The sequence below is a fragment of the Providencia sp. TYF-12 genome, assembly GCF_041344805.1.
GTDB lineage: Bacteria > Pseudomonadota > Gammaproteobacteria > Enterobacterales > Enterobacteriaceae > Providencia > Providencia huashanensis.
On record NZ_CP166833.1, the window covers coordinates 201,104 to 224,359 of the forward strand.

At 37.3% G+C, this 23,256-nt stretch carries 23 protein-coding genes and 2 pseudogenes; 10 read left to right on the forward strand and 15 right to left on the reverse strand.

From position 1 onward, the window contains the following. Positions 1-55: 55 nt before the first annotated feature. The gene (locus ABE954_RS00940; RefSeq protein ID WP_042843316.1) at positions 56-400 is read left to right on the forward strand and encodes a hypothetical protein; all 345 of its coding nucleotides are present in this window, start codon (positions 56-58) and stop codon (positions 398-400) included. Positions 401-447: 47 nt separating this feature from the next. Here ABE954_RS00940 and ytfE read toward each other — a convergent pair whose 3' ends face one another. Together ytfE and norV are read right to left on the reverse strand one after the other, a co-directional pair. Further along, a complete protein-coding gene (ytfE, locus tag ABE954_RS00945; protein WP_042843317.1) occupies positions 448-1,110 on the reverse strand; it encodes an iron-sulfur cluster repair protein YtfE in 663 nt (220 codons plus the stop codon). Between the two features lie 62 nt (positions 1,111-1,172). Next, positions 1,173-2,366, reverse strand: a pseudogene (gene norV, locus ABE954_RS00950) (anaerobic nitric oxide reductase flavorubredoxin); the annotation flags it as partial. Positions 2,367-2,545: 179 nt separating this feature from the next. Here norV and norR point away from each other — a divergent pair. Then, the gene (gene norR, locus ABE954_RS00955; RefSeq protein ID WP_129466894.1) at positions 2,546-4,060 is read left to right on the forward strand and encodes a nitric oxide reductase transcriptional regulator NorR; all 1,515 of its coding nucleotides are present in this window, start codon (positions 2,546-2,548) and stop codon (positions 4,058-4,060) included. Positions 4,061-4,082: 22 nt separating this feature from the next. Here norR and ABE954_RS00960 read toward each other — a convergent pair whose 3' ends face one another. After that, a complete protein-coding gene (locus ABE954_RS00960) occupies positions 4,083-4,721 on the reverse strand; it encodes a TetR/AcrR family transcriptional regulator C-terminal domain-containing protein (RefSeq protein ID WP_071547578.1) in 639 nt (212 codons plus the stop codon). Positions 4,722-4,861: 140 nt separating this feature from the next. Between ABE954_RS00960 and ABE954_RS00965 the strand changes: the two genes are divergently transcribed. Both ABE954_RS00965 and ABE954_RS00970 read left to right on the forward strand, forming a co-directional pair. Then, a complete protein-coding gene (locus ABE954_RS00965) occupies positions 4,862-5,944 on the forward strand; it encodes an HlyD family secretion protein (RefSeq protein WP_042843324.1) in 1,083 nt (360 codons plus the stop codon). A gap of 1 nt (position 5,945) precedes the next feature. Then, positions 5,946-7,460: an MFS transporter gene (locus ABE954_RS00970; RefSeq protein WP_042843325.1), complete on the forward strand. Its 1,515-nt coding sequence runs from the start codon at positions 5,946-5,948 to the stop codon at positions 7,458-7,460. Between the two features lie 3 nt (positions 7,461-7,463). On the opposite strand, the gene ABE954_RS00975 is transcribed toward ABE954_RS00970, so the two are convergent. After that, positions 7,464-9,305, reverse strand: coding sequence for an FUSC family protein (locus tag ABE954_RS00975; protein WP_210814575.1), 1,842 nt, complete (start codon positions 9,303-9,305; stop codon positions 7,464-7,466). Between the two features lie 109 nt (positions 9,306-9,414). On the opposite strand from ABE954_RS00975, the gene ABE954_RS00980 reads away from it, so the two are divergent. Further along, a complete protein-coding gene (locus tag ABE954_RS00980) occupies positions 9,415-9,876 on the forward strand; it encodes a MarR family winged helix-turn-helix transcriptional regulator (RefSeq protein ID WP_042843327.1) in 462 nt (153 codons plus the stop codon). Between the two features lie 60 nt (positions 9,877-9,936). Here the strand turns inward: ABE954_RS00980 and ABE954_RS00985 are convergent, their stop codons facing one another. The 11 genes and pseudogenes from ABE954_RS00985 to ABE954_RS01035 all read right to left on the reverse strand — a co-directional run bounded on the left by ABE954_RS00985 (position 9,937) and on the right by ABE954_RS01035 (position 16,952). Then, positions 9,937-10,521: a hypothetical protein gene (locus tag ABE954_RS00985; RefSeq protein ID WP_371025701.1), complete on the reverse strand. Its 585-nt coding sequence runs from the start codon at positions 10,519-10,521 to the stop codon at positions 9,937-9,939. A 122-nt stretch (positions 10,522-10,643) separates the two neighbouring features. Continuing rightward, positions 10,644-11,273: a LysM peptidoglycan-binding domain-containing protein gene (locus tag ABE954_RS00990; RefSeq protein WP_210787176.1), complete on the reverse strand. Its 630-nt coding sequence runs from the start codon at positions 11,271-11,273 to the stop codon at positions 10,644-10,646. A 205-nt stretch (positions 11,274-11,478) separates the two neighbouring features. Beyond that, positions 11,479-11,910, reverse strand: coding sequence for a hypothetical protein (locus ABE954_RS00995; RefSeq protein WP_131680911.1), 432 nt, complete (start codon positions 11,908-11,910; stop codon positions 11,479-11,481). A gap of 14 nt (positions 11,911-11,924) precedes the next feature. After that, positions 11,925-12,353, reverse strand: coding sequence for a hypothetical protein (locus ABE954_RS01000; protein WP_210855426.1), 429 nt, complete (start codon positions 12,351-12,353; stop codon positions 11,925-11,927). 303 nt (positions 12,354-12,656) lie between these two features. Further along, positions 12,657-13,142, reverse strand: coding sequence for a hypothetical protein (locus tag ABE954_RS01005; RefSeq protein ID WP_129466902.1), 486 nt, complete (start codon positions 13,140-13,142; stop codon positions 12,657-12,659). Continuing rightward, on the reverse strand, positions 13,123-13,773 hold the full coding sequence (locus ABE954_RS01010) for a hypothetical protein (RefSeq protein WP_129466903.1): 651 nt from the start codon (positions 13,771-13,773) through the stop codon (positions 13,123-13,125). Before ABE954_RS01010 ends, ABE954_RS01005 begins: the two co-directional genes overlap by 20 nt. Then, positions 13,751-14,323 (reverse strand): hypothetical protein, encoded by a 573-nt coding sequence (locus ABE954_RS01015; RefSeq protein WP_071548810.1) that lies wholly within the window; start codon positions 14,321-14,323, stop codon positions 13,751-13,753. Before ABE954_RS01015 ends, ABE954_RS01010 begins: the two co-directional genes overlap by 23 nt. Next, positions 14,307-15,056, reverse strand: a complete 750-nt coding sequence (gene sctJ / locus ABE954_RS01020) for a type III secretion system inner membrane ring lipoprotein SctJ (protein ID WP_129466904.1) — start codon at positions 15,054-15,056, stop codon at positions 14,307-14,309. The genes ABE954_RS01015 and sctJ overlap by 17 nt, the downstream gene beginning before the upstream one ends. Positions 15,057-15,059: 3 nt before the next feature. Then, entirely contained in the window at positions 15,060-15,356 is a 297-nt protein-coding gene (sctI, locus tag ABE954_RS01025) for a type III secretion system inner rod subunit SctI (RefSeq protein WP_164975530.1), read from the reverse strand. A gap of 56 nt (positions 15,357-15,412) precedes the next feature. Beyond that, on the reverse strand, positions 15,413-15,748 hold the full coding sequence (locus tag ABE954_RS01030; protein ID WP_187550807.1) for an EscF/YscF/HrpA family type III secretion system needle major subunit: 336 nt from the start codon (positions 15,746-15,748) through the stop codon (positions 15,413-15,415). Between the two features lie 25 nt (positions 15,749-15,773). Further along, positions 15,774-16,952: pseudogene (locus tag ABE954_RS01035) on the reverse strand (PrgH/EprH family type III secretion apparatus protein). 194 nt (positions 16,953-17,146) lie between these two features. On the opposite strand from ABE954_RS01035, the gene ABE954_RS01040 reads away from it, so the two are divergent. The 5 genes from ABE954_RS01040 to ABE954_RS01060 are packed head-to-tail and all read left to right on the forward strand — an operon-like array spanning position 17,147 to position 23,246. After that, positions 17,147-17,926, forward strand: coding sequence for an AraC family transcriptional regulator (locus ABE954_RS01040; RefSeq protein ID WP_042843339.1), 780 nt, complete (start codon positions 17,147-17,149; stop codon positions 17,924-17,926). Next, on the forward strand, positions 17,916-19,613 hold the full coding sequence (gene sctC / locus ABE954_RS01045) for a type III secretion system outer membrane ring subunit SctC (RefSeq protein ID WP_166687011.1): 1,698 nt from the start codon (positions 17,916-17,918) through the stop codon (positions 19,611-19,613). Before ABE954_RS01040 ends, sctC begins: the two co-directional genes overlap by 11 nt. Then, the gene (sctW, locus tag ABE954_RS01050; RefSeq protein WP_048605520.1) at positions 19,604-20,695 is read left to right on the forward strand and encodes a type III secretion system gatekeeper subunit SctW; all 1,092 of its coding nucleotides are present in this window, start codon (positions 19,604-19,606) and stop codon (positions 20,693-20,695) included. The genes sctC and sctW overlap by 10 nt, the downstream gene beginning before the upstream one ends. A gap of 21 nt (positions 20,696-20,716) precedes the next feature. After that, positions 20,717-22,783 carry an EscV/YscV/HrcV family type III secretion system export apparatus protein gene (locus ABE954_RS01055; protein WP_042843342.1) on the forward strand — a complete coding sequence of 689 codons (2,067 nt, stop codon included), beginning with the start codon at positions 20,717-20,719 and terminating at the stop codon, positions 22,781-22,783. Positions 22,784-22,838: 55 nt separating this feature from the next. Then, complete coding sequence (locus ABE954_RS01060) at positions 22,839-23,246, forward strand: type III secretion system protein (RefSeq protein WP_048605518.1); 408 nt, start codon at positions 22,839-22,841, stop codon at positions 23,244-23,246. The last annotated feature ends 10 nt before the right edge of the window (positions 23,247-23,256 follow it).

Genomic DNA, 23,256 nt, shown 5'->3' on the forward strand with positions numbered 1-23,256 from the left:
AGATATACTTTTTAAATTGGTGGTAATTATTATCTCATCAAGATGGATATTATCTATGTTAAAACAATATCGATTTACTGCGAAAAAAATTGATTTCTTATTACCGAGTATTAACCACGCCTCAGAAAAACAAAGTACTATTTATATTTATGCTACGGGCTATTTTGATAATGACGAGGAAATAAAAAAAATCAAATTAGATCTCACTGATTTGGCCGTAAACTCAGCACCATTTACGGCTTTGCTCGCCTTTGTTTTTGGTTCAAAAGGGGTTGATGCCAAAACGGGCTTTGTTCCTCCAACTGAACTCGTTTTCACTTGTACAGAAAATAAATGGAATAAAAATACCTATGATATCGTTTCGTTAGCGATTGAATCTGAGGGGCTTTGGCCGTCGTAAAACCATCGCTACTCACTGCTGAGTAGCGATATGCTATGACGATAATTTTAATTTCCAGCTAATGCTCTAGGGAATAATAAATTATTTTCTAAATTAATATGGTTCATTAAATCATCGATTAGTTCATTAATACCATTATATAAAACGCGCCAAGTCGTACAGGCTTCTGGTGGTGGCGTTACATTATGAGTAATGCTTTTGATCGCTTCTAATAAATCGCCAGCGTCATCATGTTCTTGCTCCATAACACTAATGGGGCCCGCTGCATTTTGCCCTAATCCATTTTTGATCATTGGAAATAAAATACGTTCTTCTTTCATCATATGACTTGCAAGCTCTTCAAGTAGAGCTTCTAAGTATTTGGATAACCCATTGGGTACCGTGGGTTTGTTGGCATGAACTCGTTCTACTTTTTGCGCTTGTAATATGAGCTCGGGTAACTGTTCTCTATGCCTGTTATGATAACGAACAACAATGAAATCAATAATTTCACTAAGTGGTGCTTCTCGCCAATCTTTTTCTAATGTCTCTGTAGATAATTCAGCTAATTGGTTTTCTAACAGCTCAATATCTAAATTTAACTTTTCTGCGGAACGGCTTAGCGTTTGCTTTCCACCACAACAAAAATCCATATTATATTGGCGAAAAAATGATGAGGCTCTTGGAATAGATAACGCCAATTGTCCGAGTGTTTTATCTCTTAATTGCATGTTGGGGTCCTTTAAAAATAATACAGGCTTGAGGTTGTTATTGTGAGTCGGTTTTAAGCTGGCAGCGCCCATTGACGAGCAATATCTCGTCCATATGCACGGCAGTCATCTAACGTTTTTGTATCTGGTTTCCATTTGGCTTTTAAAGACAAGGCGGTATTAAAGCCAGCATCCATTAAACGAGTTTGCACGCGGTCAACAGCGCCGCCATTCCACCCAAAACTACCAAAAGCCGCGGCCTTTTTATTTAAGAAACGTAAACCCGTAAGTTCCTCTAGCATTCCTGCAATTTTAGGCATCATGACATTATTCATCGTTGAGGTACCGACTAGTGTACCTTTAGACCTAAATACATGAGTAATAATGTCATTTTTATCACTGCGAGCGACATTGAATATTTTAACTGCAACGTTCGGATCTGCTTCATTGATGCCTTGGGCAATTGCATCTGCCATTAAACGCGTATTATTAGACATCGTATCGTAGAAAATAGTAATGCGATCTTCTTGGTAGTCCGCAGCCCATTTTAAATATAATTCAATAATTTGTGTTGGGTTATCGCGCCATACAACACCATGAGAGGTTGCAATCATATCGACGGGTAGGTTAAAGCCTAAAATTTCGTTCACTTTTGGTGTGACAAGACGGCTAAATGGCGTCAGGATATTGGCGTAATAACGCTGACATTGTTCAAAAAGTTCATTTTGGTCAACTTCATCATTAAACAAGCGTTCATCACAATAATGCTGTCCGAAAGCATCGTTACTAAAAAGTACTGCATCTTCAGTAAGATAAGTCATCATGCTATCTGGCCAATGCAGCATTGGCGTTTCAATAAAAATTAATTGCTTATTATTGCCAATATCGAGGGTGTCACCGGTTTTAACAATTTGGAAATTCCACTCTGGGTGATGATGGTGACCATTGATTGAGTCTATGGCATTGGCGGTACAGTAGATAGGAGTGCGAGGGATATAGCTCATCAGTTCAGTCAATGCACCCGCATGGTCTTCCTCTGCATGGTTAATCACAATATAATCAATCGTGTTTAAATCTATTTGTGCACGGAGATTACGAACAAATTCACGGCTAAATTTATGGTCGACGGTATCAATGAGTACATTTTTTCCTTCACAAATCAAATAGCTATTATAGCTGCTTCCTTTCAGTGTTTTGTATTCAGTTCCATGAAAGTCTCGTACTTCCCAATCACGTTGCCCAACCCATTGAATATTATTTTTTACATGAATAGCCATCTTAATTTTCCCTATATTTTCGGTATATAGAGATACATAATCAATATTCATGCCAATAATATAATTTATTGATTTTATGCGTTTTTTGTATTTTGAGAATTAAATGTAGGTCATAATGACTATACTTAGAGTTGTCATTATGACTATAATCTTAGTCAAATTGACTATAAGGATGCATGATGGGGTTTTCCGTAGAGGCCTTGGCAAAAATCGCAATAGAGTTACAAAGTGGCATCGAGCATTCAGACCGCTTTCAGCGCCTGATCACCACATTAAGGCAATCACTAAAATGTGACGCCTGTGCTTTGTTGCGTTATGAATCGGGTCAATTTATTCCGTTGGCTATTGATGGGTTAATGCCTGATGTTTTAGGGCGGCGGTTTTTATTAGACGCTCACCCACGCCTTGAAGCCATTGCAAGGGCCGGAGATGTCGTACGTTTTCCTGCCGACAGCCAACTTCCAGACCCCTACGATGGGCTAATACCGCATCATCAACACCTTAAAGTTCATGCTTGTGTCGGCTTACCTTTGTATGCAGGGCAAAATTTAATTGGTGCGTTGACGTTAGATGGTATGGAGCCAGACCAATTCGATGCATTTAGTGATGAAGCGTTAAGATTGGTTAGCGCACTAACCGCAGGAGCATTAAATAATGCATTGCTGATTGAACAGCTTGAAAAGCAAAATATACTCCCCAGCCAGCCTGCTTTATTTAAACCGACAGGTCAGACTGAAATTATTGGTTTATCAATCCGTATGCAACAGTTGAAGAAAGAAATTGAGATTGTTGCGACCTCTGAATTAAATGTTTTAGTGGGGGGAGAAACCGGAACAGGCAAAGAACTCGTTGTAAAATCCATCCATGAAAAATCCCTTCGTGCTGACCATCCATTAATTTATTTAAATTGTGCGGCATTACCAGAAAGTGTTGCAGAAAGTGAATTATTTGGGCATGTAAAGGGGGCTTTTACGGGGGCAATTACCCACCGCAGGGGCAAATTTGAAATGGCCGATAATGGCACTTTATTCTTAGATGAAATTGGCGAATTGTCACCATCATTGCAAGCTAAATTACTGCGAGTTTTACAATATGGTGATATACAAAGAGTGGGGGATGACAGTAGTTTACGGGTAAATGTGCGTGTATTAGCTGCAACGAACAGAGATTTACGTGAAGAAGTTTTGGCAGGAAGGTTCCGTGCAGATTTATTTCATCGTTTAAGTGTATTCCCATTATTTGTGCCGCCTCTAAAAGAGCGCGGCGAAGATATTATGTTATTAGCAGGCTATTTTTGTGAACAGTATCGGCTGCGATTTGGGTTGTCTAGTGTGGTATTGAGTGCGCCATTGCAGCAGTATTTACTTAACTATTCATGGCCGGGTAATGTCCGTGAACTAGAGCATGCGATACATCGTGCGATAGTTTTGACTCGTGCATCAAGTGAGACTGGCGATATTATTTTACAGCCACAACATTTCACATTTGATTACCATGACCATGAATTAACAACTACGGCTCCATTAGCAATTCCAACGATAAAAAATTTACGCGATGCGACAGATGATTTTCAGCGCAAACTGATCACACAGGTATTAGAGCAAAACCATCAAAACTGGTCTGCTTGTGCAAGGGAGCTCTCTTTAGATATTGCCAACTTACACCGATTAGCAAAACGACTAGGCCTTAAATAAGCTCTAGAATACTGAGAGTTTGTTAGCCTTTGGTGCTTATTTTCTCTAACCCATTGATAATAAGATTTAGCCCATCAATAAATCGCTGGTCGTAGTTGTTAGAAAATAGCATTTCTTTTGCTTCCCATGTGTAGGGGAATTTGTCTTGCGACAACTGATTAAACTCAGACTCTTTATTAATTAAATCGCTATCAGCAGAAAAAATAGCGGCTTGCTGTTCAATACAGCAACCTAAAATAAAATAGAAAACAGTCATGGTGCTGCTAGCGGCTTGATTGGCAGAAACCCCTGATTGCACAAATGTTTTAATCAACGCGTTATTAATGCGTAATACGTTATCGGAAATAACATAGGTTCCAGCAAAAACACGGGCGCCGTCTCGATGTTGTAATAATGCATCTCTTAGTTGAGATGTGAGCGTAATCAGATTCGCTTTCCAATCTTGTTTATATTGAAAATTAATCGCCACTGTCGCGACAATGTGATCAGCCATTCCTTCAAGCAAGGCTTGTTTATTACTGAAATGCCAATATAACGAAGCTGCCTTAATACCTATGGCATCGGCAAGTTTTCGCATGGTTAACCCTTCAATCCCCTCAGTTTCAAGCAGTGTTAAGGCTGTTTCAAGTACCTGTAAACGTGTGATTTTTGGCGTTCTCATAAATAATTCTCATTTTGTTCTTTATTATCTAACAATGTTAGTTTAACATATTTTATAAACCTAACAATGTTAGATTATCAATATTATTCATCCAGTCGGCAATGCTTAACATACTGTTAGGCCGCATTGAGGTTAATAAAATGACGACAAATGAATCTAAAACATTATCAAAAAGAATCATTTCCTTAACACCGTGGCTTAGTGTGTTATGCATTGGTTTTTTGATCTTTTTTGCAACCTTGAATTGGGACCAATGGCAGGGAACTAAACGTTACCAAGAATCAAATAATGCTTATATTAAAGCAGATTCAGCTATCTTAAAGTCGCGTATGACAGGGTATGTTTCTCGTATTTTAGTTGATGATTATCAATTGGTTAAGCGTGGTGACGTTATCGCAGAAATTAATAATCAAGAAGAGCATTTCAAGCAGCAAATAGCGCAAGCTAATTACCAAAAGGCTCAACAAAATCTCAGCAATCTAGCGGATGAAATTAAAGAGCAAGACCTGACTGTTCAAATGTTATTTAGCCGTTACCAAGCCGCGAGTATTGAAGTTCAGCAAATGAAGCGGAGCCCATTGCTACGTAAAGCATTAATTAAAAGTGGCGCAATTACCCAACAAAATTATTTGGATGCCAATTCAGATCTACAACGCTTAATGAAATTAGAACAAGCAGCGAAAGCGGAATGGGAACAAGCCAAACAATCGTTACATATATTAAGCCAGCAAGAATCAATACGGGTCGCAGAACGGGATATTACCTTTGCGAATTTAAAACAAGCGGAGACTCAAACTTCTTATGCCACTATTACCGCTCCATTTGATGGGCAATTAAATAAAGTTAAATTGAATATTGGTAGCCTTGTTACACCCGGTACAGAGATTGTTACTGTCACACCTAATAAGCAGCCTTATATCATTGCAAACTTAAAAGAGACACAACTGAAAAATGTCTATGCGGGGCAAGCGGTATCTATCATGGTTGATGCTTTTCCAGATTCCACTTTTAAAGGTGTTGTGCGCGATATTGGAGCGCAAAGCAGTGGGGAATCCGCATTAATTCCCGCGGATAACAGTAGTGGGAATTTTACTAAGGTTGTTCAACGTATACCGGTTTATATTAGTTTTTTATCTGAACAAAATCATTTAGATAGGTTGCGTCCAGGTATGTCAGTAGTTGTGGATATTGATACACAAAGTATGGCTAGAAAAGGTAAATAAGATGTTCTTAAGCTTATTTCACGGTGCAAAGGAAACAAAACCTTTATTAGCTGTAGTTTCTGTTTTTCTTGGCGCTATTTTATCGACATTATTTACTCGTATGTTTTCCCTTTCATTAGGTGATTTACGGGGGGTTTTTGCGCTTGGTGTTCAGGAGGGAAGTTGGTTAAACATTGCTTTAAATGCAGCTCAATTAACCAGTATGACATTAACCCCTTGGTTTATGGTTATTTTAGGTGCTGAAAGGATATTGATGGCAACAAGTGCTATTTTACTGGGTGTTTTTGTTGTTTTTCCTATTATTGGAGGAAATTATGGGTTTACAGAATTACTAGTTATTCATTTTATTATTGGTTTGAGCTTAGGTGTTTATTTGCCAATGACAATTTCTTTAGCACTAAGAAATTTACAACCTAATGTCTGGTTGATTGTCATGGCTGCTTACAGCTTAAGGGTTTCTTTAGGAATGGATGCGGGGGTTGGTGTTTCTGGGTCATTTATTGAGGTTATTGGCTGGCAGTGGCTGTATTGGGGATGCGCATTGTTTGCTGCAATGATATGCATATTCGCATGGAAAGGATTACCGCTAAGTGAAATAAATTATGGGCTTTTTGAGAAAACAGATTGGGGAGGAATGCTCCTTAAAATTCTAAGTTTGGTTTTATTATATATAGGTGTTGTACAAGGTGAGATGTTGGGTTGGGGGGATTCCGGCTTTATTATTTCTTGTCTTATCGGGAGTGCTTCACTGTTTACTATTTTTATCGTGAGAGCATTATATTTTGAGCAGACCTTTGCTCATCCCAATTGGTTAGCTAATCGAAATTTGTGTATTTGTTTTATTATTTCTTGTTTGTACGGTTTCTTAATGTTGACTAATTCCCTATTTATTCCTTCATTTTTATCGTCTGTGGGGGGGTTAAAACCATTCCAAATTGGTGAAGTCACGAATATTGCGTTTATCGCTTATTTAATTTTTAGCCCAATTGCCGTTTGGTTTGCTAAGCGGGTTGATGGCCGATTACTAATGACGCTTGGTGTTGTATTAATGGGTTATAGTTGCCTGCTCGGTATGCAAATTGATTACCAATGGCGTATACATGAATTTATTCCGTTAATGATCATACAATCCGTTGGTGAATGTTTAGTATTAATCGGGTTAATCTCGTTATTTGTCGTGAATATGCAACCGCAATTTGCGCTGCATTTAGGTGCTTATGTTTCAATTGCAAGAGTACTAATGCCCGGGCTTGCTGGGGCATTAATGAATACGTATTTACGTATTTCTTTTGATGAGCATTTTGGCCATAAAACTGCGTTTATTCAAACAGGTGAACAAATGCTAAGTACTGAAAATAATACTATGTCTATAGTATCGTTAATTAATCGAGAATCATATGTTGGCTCGTTTATTGATGGATTTAGTCTTATTTTCGTCATTGCTATCATCGTACTTGTACTGATTTGTTTTTTAAAACCTAGCCCAGAGAATCATATTGTCCCTTTTAGTCGCTAATCTCTAACCTCCTTCAGGGGGAGAGAGAAAACAATGCATTGAGTTTTTCTTGATTAAGTATTCTTTCAATTGTTCAAGTTCTTTAATCGGCTTATTTTGGTTTTGTAACCGATTAATAAGTTGGTTTAGCTTATTAGGTTCTAAGTGATTTTGCTGTATTCGTTTTTCAAGGACAAGTAATGCACGTTTCTTGGATGGAGAATGGGCAAATTTTTTGTTAAGGATAAATAAATTTAGCCAAATACCATGGTTGATTTCAAAAAAATGTATTGTAGAGGTAAAAGGTTGTTTATTTTTCCTTGCTAGTAATAACCCGCTAAGTAAGCGATGCATTATCTGGGTTGTTGAGGGTTTGTTGCCTTTTAATAGCAAATTTATCCCTTGCTTAAATTGCTGTTCTGAGAGATGAATTAATTGCTGGTAACGTTTTTTAGGGTTGGTTGGGAAAATCCAAGCAAAAGCCGCCATCGCGACGAGCGGGCCGGATACCACTGCGATAGCATTACCCACATTTTGCGCAAATGTGAGGGGAAATGGGTAGCTAGGTTGTAGTAAAATCAGCGAAACCATGATGTAGTCAAATGCGATCAGAATTAATTTATTGTGTGAATAAATCACAACGCCACTGATGATTACTGGGATGATTAACAATGTCATCTGCCATGATGATGAGGCGAAAGGCCATAAACACCAAGTGCAAATTAATGCGACAATCGCGCCAAAAAATTGCCCGGTAAAGATGTATTTCATAAACTTTGCTGGGTAATCGATAGAAGCAAACAGTGCTAACATTACGGAAAGACCGAGTGTGAGATAGGCTAAAGCTTGCCATTGTGTCCATAGCCACAAAACCCCCACGGCACCTATTGTAACAAAGGAACGCGTAAAAGCATGCCAAGCAGAAATCTTATTTTGATGAAGTTTTAGCGGGTCATTTTGATTCGTGCGTTTGATTGATTTACCTAACATTGCGTAGTAAAGGGGGATTAGCAGTGTTTTGAGCGCACCATTCGGGCACAAAGATAAAATATGTTTCCATTGGGTATCCGTGGGCTCCTGTGATGGGAAATAGAAAGATGGCATGGATTGAAATTGTTCTAAGTGTAGCAATATCTGGCTTTGGGAAATAAGTTTTTGCCGTGCTTTGGCGACCTGTTTACGGTGATAACGCCAGCCAATACGGTTAGCTTCTAAAATATCTTCATAGCTCACCATTGCCTGCCACAGTTGTTCAATATCCTGTTGTTTGATAGGCTTTTTTTTCTCGATCACTTGGTGCATAACTTGATAAAACTGCGTATCAATTTGGTTTTTAAGGGTAATCACAGGTTCTTGTTCACGTTTTGGGGTAAACAAAAAATTGAATACCACCGCTGAAAGCACTCCGACAAGGATTGTCCACAATCTATCCCAAGCTACCATAAACAAGTCATCGGTGCTGTGAACACTGAGCATACTGACCATCACCGCAGAGTAACCTGCCAAAAAGGTACCATAGGCCACGAAGCCTTTTTGTAGTTGGCCTATGCCACTACATGCACCTAACCACATAGCTAATCCTACGATAAACAATAAGGGGTTGATGAGATGTAGTTGAATTAATACCACCCCAGCTAATACGCCTATCACGGTTCCCGCGAAACGCCACCAACTTTTTTCCAGTAGGTTTTCACGCCAAGGTTGTGCTGAGGCCCAGACGGTCATAGCGGCCCATTGTGGGTGAACAAGTTGTAAATATTGTGCAATAAAAAGGGCGGCAATCGATGCGCAAGCGGTAATGATAGCAAAACGAAAGCGCATAGGGTTAAACCCTAAGCGAAGCAGTAAATTTGTATTATGTGGCATAGATTATCGATAAATTTGGCGTGTTAAATGGGTTAGTAGTTGATAAAATCAACCAATTGCGGTGTGATTATCGACTAATTAGTTGATAAAATCAACTAAAGAGGGTTTTATGCGTACAGAACAGGCTCGGGTATTTGGGGTGATCAGTCGAGCGGCTCACCATTATATGAAATGGATGGGGGAGCCTTATGGGCTCAATGCGATTGAATGTTTGATGATCTTACATGTTCATCAATATGATGCCTCTACACTAGAACAAATTTCGAAAGCGATGGTGGTGGATAAATCGGTAACAACGCGAGGGATCGGTAAGTTTTTAGACAAAGGCTGGATAGTGAAAACCAATAGCCAAACTGATAAACGGGCTTACCATATATCGTTGACGCCACTTGGTCACACTATCGTGGGTGAATTGAATGATAAGTTAGATAAGTGGAATGACTACTTAGCCGCTGATCTATCTGAACTGGAAGCGCAGCAATTATTTGCTTCCTTGGAGAGCCTAGCTAAGCGTGCGGTTGAAAGTTCAGCAGATGATTTTCCTTTGATATGCGAAGGGAAAACGCAGTGAGACTCAATAAAAAGCCAGTTGAGTTTAGCAACTGGCTTAGTGGTTAAATTAAGTTGTTATTTAAATACTAGGTTTATGAGGATATCGGTTTCCTCCTTCCCAATAAAACTCTATTTCGTTAACAGTTGCTGATTTATCACCAAATTTCAAATGAGTTTTTAGATTCCCCGTTCCATACTCATTGCGTAAACAATTACTTAGTACAGAGTACTTTCTCTCGATACTATTGAATTTATATCGTCCTGACGTGGTAAATTCAAAATAGTTCTGAAAATCAACATTATCTGCACTATTTTTGATGTGTTCAACGGTATGGTTAATACGCAGTGGCGTCAGTAATTTTTTACTGCCTATATCCAGTTTAGTGATTGGCTGGATCATAAAATGTCGCGGGTTTCTAAAGATATCCAAATTCGCTTTACATTTATTATTGCTATCATCTTTATTAACTTCAAATTTATAGTCGGGCTTTATGATGCTGTATTTGCCATTTTTTTCATCAATAATTTGACCGACGGCTGCAACGACTTGAGGGGCTAACGATTTGACGTGATCGAAGCCATTCTTGCTATTCACATTGAAAGGTAAAGGTTTTTTCTCTCCCGCAAAACCAGTGATAACATCAGTGAATGACAGGTGGATCACATCACTTTTTTGATATTGTAGAATGATATTATTATTTCGGTTAACAAAATCGTAGCGACTGCCAACTAATGAACGAAGCTTACTAACAGCTTCTGAGTCAATATGTTGTTTTCACGTTTTTCCTAAATAATAGTTAATGTTGAGGCCAATGCGTGAATCTTGCTGAGTGAAAAATCCTTGTCTGCCTCGAGCCGAACTTGAGCGTTGCCAGTTCGATTTAGCCATTGTTGAATAGAATCACTTGCTGTTGACATCGCCATATTGCGAGCTAGCTTTTCGGCTGAATCTACACTGGGTTTATTTGAGAGAAATTTACCCGCTTGAGTGGTGAATTGAGCGAACTTCATTTCTTCGGGGGTTGGCGTTGCTGCCGGTTGGGGCTGTTTTATATCATCCCACTGGATTGTTGGGAGGGGAGCCATGGGGATATCTAATTCATCACCCGGCTTTAATTGTTCAAATGAATGGGCGAAGGTACGGAATTGATTCAATTTCCTTAGTGAATTCACGGACATATTATAGTGTTTAGCGATGGTCGCCGTGCTTTCTCCCTCTTTTAAAACATAGGGTTGGGTTTGACGGTAGTTTAGAGAGGCGGTGTTTGGCAACCATTTAACGTTATTGTTATTTGAACTACTCGCCATGATCGGGGTGAAGGTACAGGGCAAAGGAAAACTAATTTGGCTAATAATATTTAGCCAAGTTATTATTTTGTAATGTTTAGGAATAGGGTCCCATGCTCCGGTTTTCATCAAATAGCTCCGAATAGAATAAATTAAGAATATGTTTATGGTGTATTTCAATGGAAATACCTAGCTCCATCCTTGGGGCTAAAATAAACGTCATAGAGTGATAATTAATTTATTTTATGGTTTTATTTGAGCGGTTATTTCATTAATGATATTGTTTTTTGTATAAACTCGTCACGGAATTTTAATTGAATTATTATTTATATACTTATTTTGTTGATGATACTGAAAGTGTGATTTTTTCTGACAAATTCCTAGGTAATTCTGTTACTTTATTGTTCATCAAGATTAACTCACCATTTTTTTCAACTCGGATGCTAATGCCTAAATTTGGAGCATTATTAACAAGCTCCTCAAGTAAATCGAGTTTGAAACTAATGACCTTGCTAGCTTCATTGGTGTGTAGTTGATAGTTTAATAAACTCTCTTTTGGTGATGCTAATGTATCTATTGGGCTGATAGATAGAGTAATTTCTGAATTTTCAGGAATGATTGACTGTGAATAAATCTCCCCTTGTAATTGGTGGTCTGTGTTGCTTAGAAAGTTTTTAGGAAAATAGCTACAGCCTAACAATGTGCTAATAAATAATATAGGTAACAAAGACTTATATGCTTTTCTTAATGCTTTAATAATTAGCATGATAATAACTCAACTTATTGGAATGAACGGACAAAGATTTTCTGGAAGAAACATTTAATATAAGAATATAATGTGTTTCCTAAATTGTATTTTGATAAAATAGGCATCTCTGATTTTTCCCCAGTATATAAAATGCCAATTCTAGGTAAGGTCATAATCAAATTTTCGTCTAACTCAACCTTTTTAAAAGATTGGCGTAACTGCCTAACTAGCTTGTAATAGCTACTTTCAGTCACAATAGTTCCTCTTTTCTCCCAAATTTCATACATAACTTCTCTCTTGTTGCTTGTCTTAGTTAATAATATTTTTAATAAACAAGACTCGTTTTCGGTAAGATTAGCGGATATTTTCCCTCGTGAAAGGGTTCTTTTTAATGGGTCATAAACGACTTGTTCAGCTAATAAGACCGTTGGCTCGATTTCATTGTAATCAACACTACTCATACATTTTTCCATAATTAATAAATTGATAATAAGTCATATCTACCCTAACTGGCGATAATATATGCTTCAATATAAAAAAATGATATTACATAAAAATAAGGTCGTTTTTTTATATTAAGACATATTATGACAACAGGGTAAATTTAAGGCATTTATGGTGGGGATATATATCAAAAAAATAGTGATATTTTTTATTTTTTTGTTGGGCGAGTTCAGGTCGTATGTTTTTTATTAAAAATTAAGACGAAATTTATTAATGATTGATAATACCCCCAACAATTGAAATTGATGGGGGCGGTAAAATTAAATGATCTCAACATCATCCTCATCATCAGTTTCTAATTTTATCTGACCAATATTACGGTTGAGTTGTTCTGATATAGGTGCACTCATCAGGCTGATTGAGATATAACGCTTTAAAGCTTTATTAAATCGGTCATTAAGTGACGGGACTTTTTCATCTGGGCGTGATGAAAGGGCTTGAGAAGCTCCAGCAATAAACTCTTCTTTTTCATTTTTACTTAAGTGGATCATGGTCTTAAAAAAGTAGGCAAAGAACTCTTTCTCGCTATCTTTTTGTTCTAATTGATTAATGAAAAGATCAATTTTCATTTTTGTCTCCGATGACATGGGGATAGCCGTAGTTTTTTTATCATTTAAAGTAGATGAAGAGGTTGGGTTGGACGCCGCTGTCATTTTTTGTTGAATGTCTTGCTTCGATGACAAAGTAAGTTCTGGCGTTAACGTCAATAGTGGTGATGAGTTTAGATTATTTACTAATAGAGTCATGTTCGCCTCGATGAATGTTCAATAATGTAATTAGCGCTTGATACGCTTTTTTCCGTTTTTCTATAATTTGGCAGCGGTTAGCGACAGAAAAAATTTGCGGTAACGTATTTTTGGCAGCAATTGATGGCGAAAAATAACAAATTTTATTATCTACCTCTAATGCAATGGTTGTGCTACTTGTATTTGTTTGAACTTGTATTCCAGAATGCTGCTCTTTCAAAAAGGGTTGCATATCAGCGGGAAGGTGTAGGTTTATATTACAAGGGTTTTCCTGTTGATGAAGAAAATAATCTGCCACAATATCCTTTATGCGTGGGTCACTAAACAATTTAACGAGTAACGTTTCAAGTTGTTCTGCACTTTGGCTAAGTCGTTTTTGTAATGCGATTTCGCTGTTATTAAGGCTTTCAATGAAATCGGCAAGTAATTGTTTAGCACCATCATTATAACCTTGCTGATAAGCGGTTTGGTATATGCTTTCTTTTTCACTTACTGCCTGCTGGTAGTAATCATTTGCCTTAGATTGAGCATATTGAATTACATTTTTTTGGTATTGAGAGGCACTTAAAGCTCGTTTTTTAATTAACACTCTTTCTTGTGAAGTCTCTTTAACTGATGGCGGTATTTTCATTGTTTTTGTTTCTATTAATATAATGGCATATTTCTTCAATGATATTCCAAGGCAACATTGTTTCTCTATGTGCTGGGATCATTTGTTGAATTTCACGATTAAACATATACTTAGCACGTAGGATATAAGCGCTGCCAAAAGGGGCTAAACTCGATAAAACCTTTGCAGCACCTAATGCAATTAATGCGGTAGGTGCATTATTGTTTAATATATCTTGGGCATTTAATGGCCTGCGGAAATATCGGCGTAATGTTTCACTATTTGGTAATTTCCTTGATTGTTGCTGAGACTCAGTTTGCATTACCCCTCCAATGTGCACTGCCACAATGGGTAATTGCTTCCAGTGTATGGATAGTACGTTAGGCAATAAGGGAGTACGAGGGTTTGCGCTGGGTAATGCGTATTGTTCTATCAGTTTGTGGTTATGCTGCTCCTGTAATAAAACGGGTAATTGATGATAAAAATCACCATTAAATTCCGAGTGGAAATAGCTACCAGGTGCAAGAAAAATATCTTGCTGTTGAATAAGGAGTTTATTTAGTCTCTGCATTGGGCGCATTCTCAACCATTTTTATGGGGGCTTTTTTATTTGCTTGGCGCTTCCAGATAAAAACTAATAAGCCAAACAATAAAACGATAATGCTAATAATGGCACCCAGAATGATTGGGTTAATTAAACCTGTCGGTTCTGATTTAATTTGGTATTGCAATGGTGGTCGGTTAACAATCACCACAGAAACATTATCGTAAGTGGTTTCTGCAAAGCTACTGTTTAAAAACAGTTTGATCTTATTCATCATCATCTTGGGGTCTTCATTCCCTGAATATGTCACCAGACTTGATATTTTTTGTACTTGTTTAGCCGAACCATTGCCATTTAATGGGTAGCTGACATGTACTCTGGCATTGACGACTTGTGGAATAGACAGTAATGATTGTTCAAGGCGTTGTTCAATCAAAGAAAGTAAACGTGTTCGCTCTGCTTGCGGAGAAGCGACCAGTGAATCACCAGGAAAGGCTTGGATAATTTCGACTGGGTCTTTTGATGGCAAGTTATACTGGCGCAATAAGTCGACAGCAATCACGAAGTTGTCGGGGGAAACTCGAATGGAGTCTCCCGTTTTATTATCGTGTTTACGGTGAGCTTCAACGCCATGCTCCTGCAAAATCGCTAGCACCTCGTTGCTTTGCCGTTGGCTTAAGTTACTGAGTAGTAATTGGTTATCACACCCCAGTAATAAACCTACAAAGCTAATTAACAGTAGTTTCTTTAAAATATTCATGGCTTATTGTGCTTTTAATACCGTATCAATCGCGGAAACACTTTTATGTGTTAGTGTACTTACCATACTCATGGCTAAATTGTAATTACCGACTTGATTTTGAATTTCAAGTAATTTAGCTGGGTTACTGACATCTGTATTATTGGCTTGATTAATTAAATTGGCTTTTTCATTACTAGCTGCTGCAGTATATTCTGCAAATAATTGTTTTACTTTGTCTTCAAATGAACCTATCGGTACTGCTGTTTTAATATCATCGGTAATATTAGGTAATGTAGAAAGTGATATTGGGGTAATCATAAATTTATCCTATAGAAAATAAGGGTGCTATATATAACAGCTCCCTTATAGGCTTATTAAACGTTACGGATGATTGCTTGAGCGGCGTCTTTAATCGATTTCATGACGTTGCTTTGTAATTGACGAGCCATATTATAGTTACCACTTAATGCGGTAATCTGACCTAGTACTAATGGATTGTCTACTTCAAGTGTGGAATTATTAAGCATAGCATGTAATTCGTCTGCAATCGCTTTTGTTCTTGTACTGATACCAGCGGAAGCACGGTACATCATCCCATATTTACTTCGTATAGAGTCGATGGTTTCGAAGGTTGATGCGTCCCATTCTCCTGTAGTTGAACCTGTAGTTGAACCTGTAGTTGAACCTGTAGTTGAACCAGTAGTTGGCATAATAACTTCCTCTTTTTTGTTAATATTAAAATCTATTTGAATTGAATAACCAATGGTTGTTACCTAATAAAATATAACCATTGGATTTTGTGATAAAAGACTTGCCTGTTAATTCATTATTGGCTAATGAAATAGAAAATTGAATTTGTCTTTCTCCCCATTGTTGATAAAACGAACTTACGAAAGTTATTAATGAAGTAGTTTGTTTGTCATTTAAACTATCTTTAATAACGAAGATTGTTTTGTTATTTTCGGTTATTTTATGCCATTGAACATTACTTTCTGTTAATCCTAGTTCGGATTTTTTTATTAATTCATCAATGTTTGAAGTTTTAAATTCACTTTTACTATAACATTGAAAATAACTTGAGAATGTTTGGTTGATAAACTCTATTTCTTTACTTGATATTTTTTCTTTTAATAGTTTTATAGTAGGGTTGCATGGGTTATCAATATTTATTTTTAACAAGTTAGGAATGAATTCTGCTAGTTTATTCTCTATTTCATATTAAACATAACTGATTTTATTTATTTTAAATTGATTGCGATACTTAGATTTTAATAGACGTTGCATGCTCCAATCTAAATCCCTTTGAGTTTTAACTAAAACCAGGATTTCATCTTTTTTGCCTTCAGTGACCACGACTGGGTAATGGTTTCCATTAATCAACTCTTCAATAGCGTGTCTTTTTTTCTCTACTATTGTTTTTGTTGTTTCGGAATTATAGGGAATAGACATGAAACCGATAAATGCCAGTGTGATTATTGATATACCGATTATTATTTTGCTGGCGTATGGCGATTTTTTAAATTTATGCCTCATTTTTTCTGTTTTAATAGTACTGTCTGGAATAGTTTCCTCCATAAGAGGGAGCTCCCAAGGTGTATCGATACGTTTAATCGCAAAAGGAAATAGCTCTTTTAAAACAGTCTCATGCAGATTGATTGGGATGATTTTACTTTGATTTTTAGTATGAAGGTCAATCGCGATCTGGTCTTCATAGGAAATGATTGAGAAGGTAAAAGCTTCCTGATGGCTGGGTATCGAGTAACTCGTGAACCCTTCATCAGAAATATTAGTTTTGTAATCATTATCCTCACCAATAATAATCAAGTTAGCATCTAAATTTATTATTATTTCCTGATCGCACATTTCACCACTGGCGATCCTCATAATGTAAGTGCGGTTATTTATGTCTGTCATACATGTAATCTCAATAAAATTATTTAAACGTATTAAACAGTGAAAATATTATTCAGTCAGCTGAATAGATCTTATTCATTTACACTAAGGGGTGAGGAGGCAAAGTATGAAGTATTCTGCTTTATTCCTTTGTGTTTTGTGCGAGCATCCCGCACCCTGATTCTAAATATTAATCAATAGAAAGGGCTTATATAATGCTAAAGAAAGACATTGCTGCATTATTGAAACATGGGGATCTCTGTTTTTCTTTGCAGGATAAACTGATTTTGGCAGTTCCCTCTGAGGGAGCAGCGACTTTTTGTTATAAATCTCCATATTCAAACTTAAATATTCAATTTGAAAAAAACGCTATATTTATCGCCAATGATGCAGTGTTGAGTACTAATAACAACCCAAACTGGGATATTTACTCAATAGAGTTATCAGAGTTAGTTGAAATTCTTGCTGTTATTGATACTGCAACAAAGCAATCTTTCCTTTCTAAGAAAGCGAAATGTGGTTCTAGTAATGAAATAGTACAAGAATATATTCCATTGGATGAAGAGTTTTTTACAACCATATCAGTTAAAAATGTTGTCATCGATTTAGTCATTAGAGAGCAACCTGAATTTGAGTTTTGGTGCAATATATTGCGTAAATATGAAGCCTACGGAATGATGCGATTTATTCTTTCTGCAGCGCAGAGTGATAAAAATGCCAATATTAATCAGCTTTGTGCTCGTTATGGAGTTTCAGCCTCTTATTTTAGACAGCTTTATCGAGAAAACTTTAATAAAACAGCGAAGCGAAAGATTATGAGTGTTCGCATGGCAAACGCTATTTTGCAATTAATTGAAAGTGAAAGCTCAATTTTGGATGTGGGATTAGAAGCGGGTTACTGCTCTGCCTCACACTTCACCAATGATCTTAAAAAAGAGTTGGGACTTACCCCTTCAGAAATAAGACATCTTGGAGACAATTTATATGAGCAGTAACAAAAGAGGAGTGGTATTACTGGCACTCCTTTTATTATCGATGAGTGGTTATTCAGCTCAGTCTGAAGTTTTTGTTGCACAACCTGTAGCTCAAGAAAAAAACCATGACACATTTGTTGCAAATAATATTGCTGTTGGCAAAGTTTTTGAGGCGGTCGCTGAGCAATTAAACAAGCCTATTATTTTAAGTAAATTAGCGGCACAGAAAAAAGTAACGGGCAATTTTAATCTAGCCAATGCGGATGAGATGTTTAAAGCATTAACTCGCCGTATTGCATTAGTGTGGTATGACGATGGTGCCAGTATTTATGTTTACGATAATAGTGAAATGCGCAGTACGATTATACCGACTCATGGTGTTAGTAGTGGGCAGGTTCTCAATTATATTCAACGTAATGGCATTTATGATGAACGCTTTCCTGTTCGTTCTCAAGGAGGTGATAGCTTATTGTTTGTTTCGGGGCCGCCTTTATATGTTGAGCTAATTAAGGCTGCGGCACTGTATTTAGATAAGCAGATTCAACAAGAAGAACAAGTGGGCAGTGAGGTTGTGGTTATCTCTTTAAAACATGCCTCAGTTACTGACCGAAGCTATACATCGCGCGGCCAAAGTACAACGGTACCTGGCATGTTAACGGTCATTTCAGCTTTATTTAAAGATAACGGAAACACCGTTGAAGAAACGATTAATGTTCAGCCAGCCAAATTGAACTCAGTAGAAGATTCAATTGATGAATTATTAGATGCTCCTATTGGTGAAAGTGTTCCATCACAGAAACAAGTGATAGTGAAAAGCTCGTCAGGGAGAAATGTACTCTCGCTGGTGGCGCACTCTGATAGCAATAGTTTGATTGTCAAAGGTAGCCAAGAACAAATTAACTATGTTAGGCAACTGGTTAGGACCTTAGATACTCGTCGTCGACAAGTCGAATTATCTTTGTGGATTATTGACATAACACGATCAGAGTTAGACAACTTGGGGGTGAATTGGGAAGTTGGCACCTTTAAAGCGGGTCGAGGGGCTGTCGCATTTAACCGTAGCACACTATCAAATAGCCAAGATTTTTTATTACAGATTGATGCATTAAGTAAAAAGGGAAATGGGCATATTGTGTCACGTCCTGTTTTATTGACTCAAGAAAACATTCCTGCTTTATTCGATAACAACACCAGTTTTTACGCTAAGTTACAAGGTGAGCGCATTGCGACATTAGAGCAAGTGACTTACGGAACCATGATCAGTGTGATGCCTCGTATTTCTGCGGGTCATCAGGTCGAAATGGAAGTTAACATTGAAGACGGTGCACAAAGTCATGGAAGTGATGGTAAAGCTTCAAGTGTTGAGGGGTTGCCATCGATTAACCGCACGACCATTAATACTGTTGCTCGTATCGCGAAAGACAGCAGTTTACTTATCGGTGGTTATACGCGTGAACAATATATTGAAAATGAAAGCAAAATTCCTGGACTAGGCGATATTCCTTTTGTTGGCGGCTTATTTAGTAGCTCGTCAGTTAATCAGCAAAAAATGGTAAGGTTGTTTTTGATCCAACCGCGTTTATTAGATGAAAACGAAGCTTGGGATGGGCGTCAGTTTTCAGAAAAAACGCGTATTACACAGCACAATAGTCAGTTGCATGGCACGGTACAATTTCTCCAACAGTATATGAGCGAGTCATGGCAATAACGCCACTGAACTATAGCAACCGTTTTTCGGTTGGTACGCAAGATAAAAGCAGGGCGTCAGCGAAGAGTAATACTGACGACAGTGACGAGGTAACCCGAGGGTTAGGGGTCATTGACAGCAGCAGCGAATATGCCTCAATGGCCATGTTAGCGGCAAGCCATATTCGCAGAGGAAGTTCTCGTAAAGACCCTGAAGAAGAATGGATGCGCTTTGCTGAGCGTATTTTAGATAGCAATGCAGATGGAAAAATTACCCAAATTGAGGCTCTGCTAAATAAGCAGTTAATGAATCCTCGGCAATTACGCACTTTATTATTGCAATTTTTTCCAGATCCTAGTGATTTATTAATGGCGCTTGCTTCATTAATTCATCGAAAAAAGTTTAAAAATGAGCAAATAGCATATCTCGAAACACTTTATGAGCAATTATTGAATGAAGAAAATGCGCGTAGTGCACAAGCTGGCGCTAACGTGGCATTACTTGCCAAGGCATTTGCTCAAAAATTGAAACAAAGCGCAGGGAACTTGCGTAGTGTTTACCGTGAATTCATTGGTTATGACGGCCCTGTCGTATATTTATATGAACAATGGGTTGAAGTCATGGAACTCCAAGAGCGGGAAAATATGATGCGTTATTTGGCTCGAGCCTTAGCGTGTGATCTACAAGCATTGCCGCTTGGTGATGTGAATATCAGTGAATTTGGTAATTTTTTTATTCGAGTTGGTCGTTTACGTGAACTGCAATCTCTTGATTGCATCTTTAGCCAGAAAATTTTTCAAGCGGATTTTTTTCGTTATCAAATAGATAACCAAAAATTGGTGTTAGAGAAATCCCTCAGCCAAATATTTATTAGCGGTATTCGTGGGCTAGCTGATTTTGAAGAGCAAATTGTCATATTTGTGAATAAAGAATTACGGTTCATGCACACAGAGACGCGAGCAAGGTTTTTGCAATTAGTATTTTTGGCCTTTTCTACTATTCCGATTTCGGTATTTCCTATATTGGAATCAAGGGATGAAATATTGGAACATTTAAAAAAACAAATGAATGACATTGTGGCACAAGAAATTATCAAAAAATAAAAATAGGAAATAAATAACTCTATGAAAAGCATAACTGGATTTTTATTACAAATCCGCCAACGGCCAGAGTTAATGGTATTGGTTATTATGGTGATGGTAATTGCGATGTTAATTATTCCATTACCTACAATATTGGTCGATTTATTAATTGGCTTAAATATTATGATTTCAGTCCTCATTTTTATGAGCTCTTTCTATATTACACGGGTACTGAATTTTCAATCATTTCCATCCATATTATTAATAAGTACATTATTTAGATTGGCGCTATCAATTAGTACTAGTCGTTTGATTCTATTAGAGGCGGATGCTGGGGATATTATTGCCACGTTTGGTGAGTTTGTTATTCAAGATAACTTAGTCGTTGGGATGGTGGTTTTTGCCATTGTGACTATCGTACAATTTATCGTTATTACCAAAGGTTCTGAACGTATTGCTGAAGTTGCCGCTCGCTTTTCTTTGGATGCGATGCCTGGTAAACAAATGAGTATTGATGCAGATTTACGTGCAGGTGTTATCGATGAGGCAACCGTTAAAGAGAAACGAGGCGATTTAGAAAAAGAAAGCCAGTTATTTGGTTCATTCGATGGTGCAATGAAGTTTATTAAAGGGGATGCTATCGCCGGTATTGTTATCATTTTTGTAAACTTAATTGGTGGTATCTCTGTTGGTACAGCCCAGCAAGGTATGGATGTATCAACGGCCTTAAATACTTTTTCATTATTAACGATAGGTGATGGTTTAGTTGCACAAATTCCAGCGCTGCTGATCTCTATTAGTGCGGGCTTTATTGTCACTCGTGTAGGGGGCAATGATAAAAACTTAGGGGAAAACATTGTCTCTGAGCTATTTGCCAACAATTTTACTATTTTAATTACTGGTTTAATTGTATTTTTCATGGGCTTTTTGCCGGGCTTCCCGACGAGTATATTTTTACTTCTTTCTGCTCTTCTTTTTGGGTTGTTTGGTGTTCGTCATTACAAAAACCGTAAGAAGAAAACTCATGAGACCCAACAAGAAAGTCAGTGTGTTAATCCTGAAGTGACCGAAGGGGAAACTCAGCGTGCAAATCAAGAATTTGAGGAAGAATATATTCCTGAAACACTACCCATTATTATTTCTGTTAATCAGGATTATAAAACGCATTTAGAAGAACATCGTTTTCTAACGCGAATGAAAAAAGATGTGTTTATTCGTTATGGGTATCGTATTCCTGATATTGCGATTAATTACTCTCCTATTGTACCCGAAAATAAAATTGTGGTTTTAATTAATGAAGTTAAAGCGGGTGAATACGATATTTATTTTCATGGTCATCGCCTATTAACACAAACGGATGAGTTGGAGCATCTTGGAATCGAATTAACCAAGTACACTGATGAATATGGTGTTACGAGCCATTGGGTTGCGGACCAAGAGAAACAAAGCATTGAACAACTAGGGTTATATAGCCGTGATGATATTACGGAAATGATTGATTGTGTTAGTACCTTGATGCTGCGTCATATTAATGAATTTTTTGGTATCCAAGAAACTAAAAACCTACTTGACGACCTTGAGAGAAAATACCCTGAACTACTGAAAGAGTGTTATCGCCATGTAACAGTACAGAAGGTTACAGAGGTTTTCCAGCGTTTATTGATGGAAAAAATATCAGTACGGAACATGAAGCTCATTATTGAAAATTTGGTGCAATGGGTACCTAAAGAAAAAGATAGTTTGATGTTAGTTGAGCATATTCGCAGTGGTATGGCGCGTTATATCTCTTCGCGTTTTGCCGTCGAGGGGCGTTTAAATGTATTAATGGTCAATTCAGTGACTGAAGACACGATCCGCCAAGGAATTCGCCAATCATCTGGAGGGGTGTATTTACACCTTGAACCAGAAACCAGTAATGCGTTGATTCAAGCAGCTGAGCTAGCGTTAGAAAATAGCTACTTGTCTGTTAGAGATATCAGCATGTTAGTGCCAGTTGATATTCGCCGTTTTGTTAAAAAAATCCTAGAGGCTCGATTCCCTGAATTGGAAGTGCTCTCTTTCAATGAAGTTTCTGAGACCGTAAAAGTTAACGTTATTAATACAATATAACCAATAGCAATTACCGATAGTAAAACATTATCAAATAAACATAAGGAATAAAAATATGAAATACCGTTTTGTAGAAGTACTAAATGAATATTTAGGTGAAATGGGACGTGATGATTTAATTAATACCCAATTAGATTGCCACTCGAATATTCAATTAGAAATGAATGATTCACCGGCAATTAATATTGACCTAACATCGGACGATATTATTATTTGGTGTGCTTTATCAGAGTGTAATTATAGCCGTTTAGATTCGGTGAGCGGTTTATTATTGAAATCTATGATGGAGTATCCGCCTAATAATTTCCAAGTTGGTCAGCCTGCTTTAAATTTGGTTGATGACACGCTTATTTTATCTGCAGTTTTAAAAAATTCAGCTTTGAATGAAATGTCATTATTTTCAAATAGTTTTGAAGAGTTTTTTGAGCGCGCAAATGTATTGCGTGATCAACTTTCAGCCTAAATTATCAAGA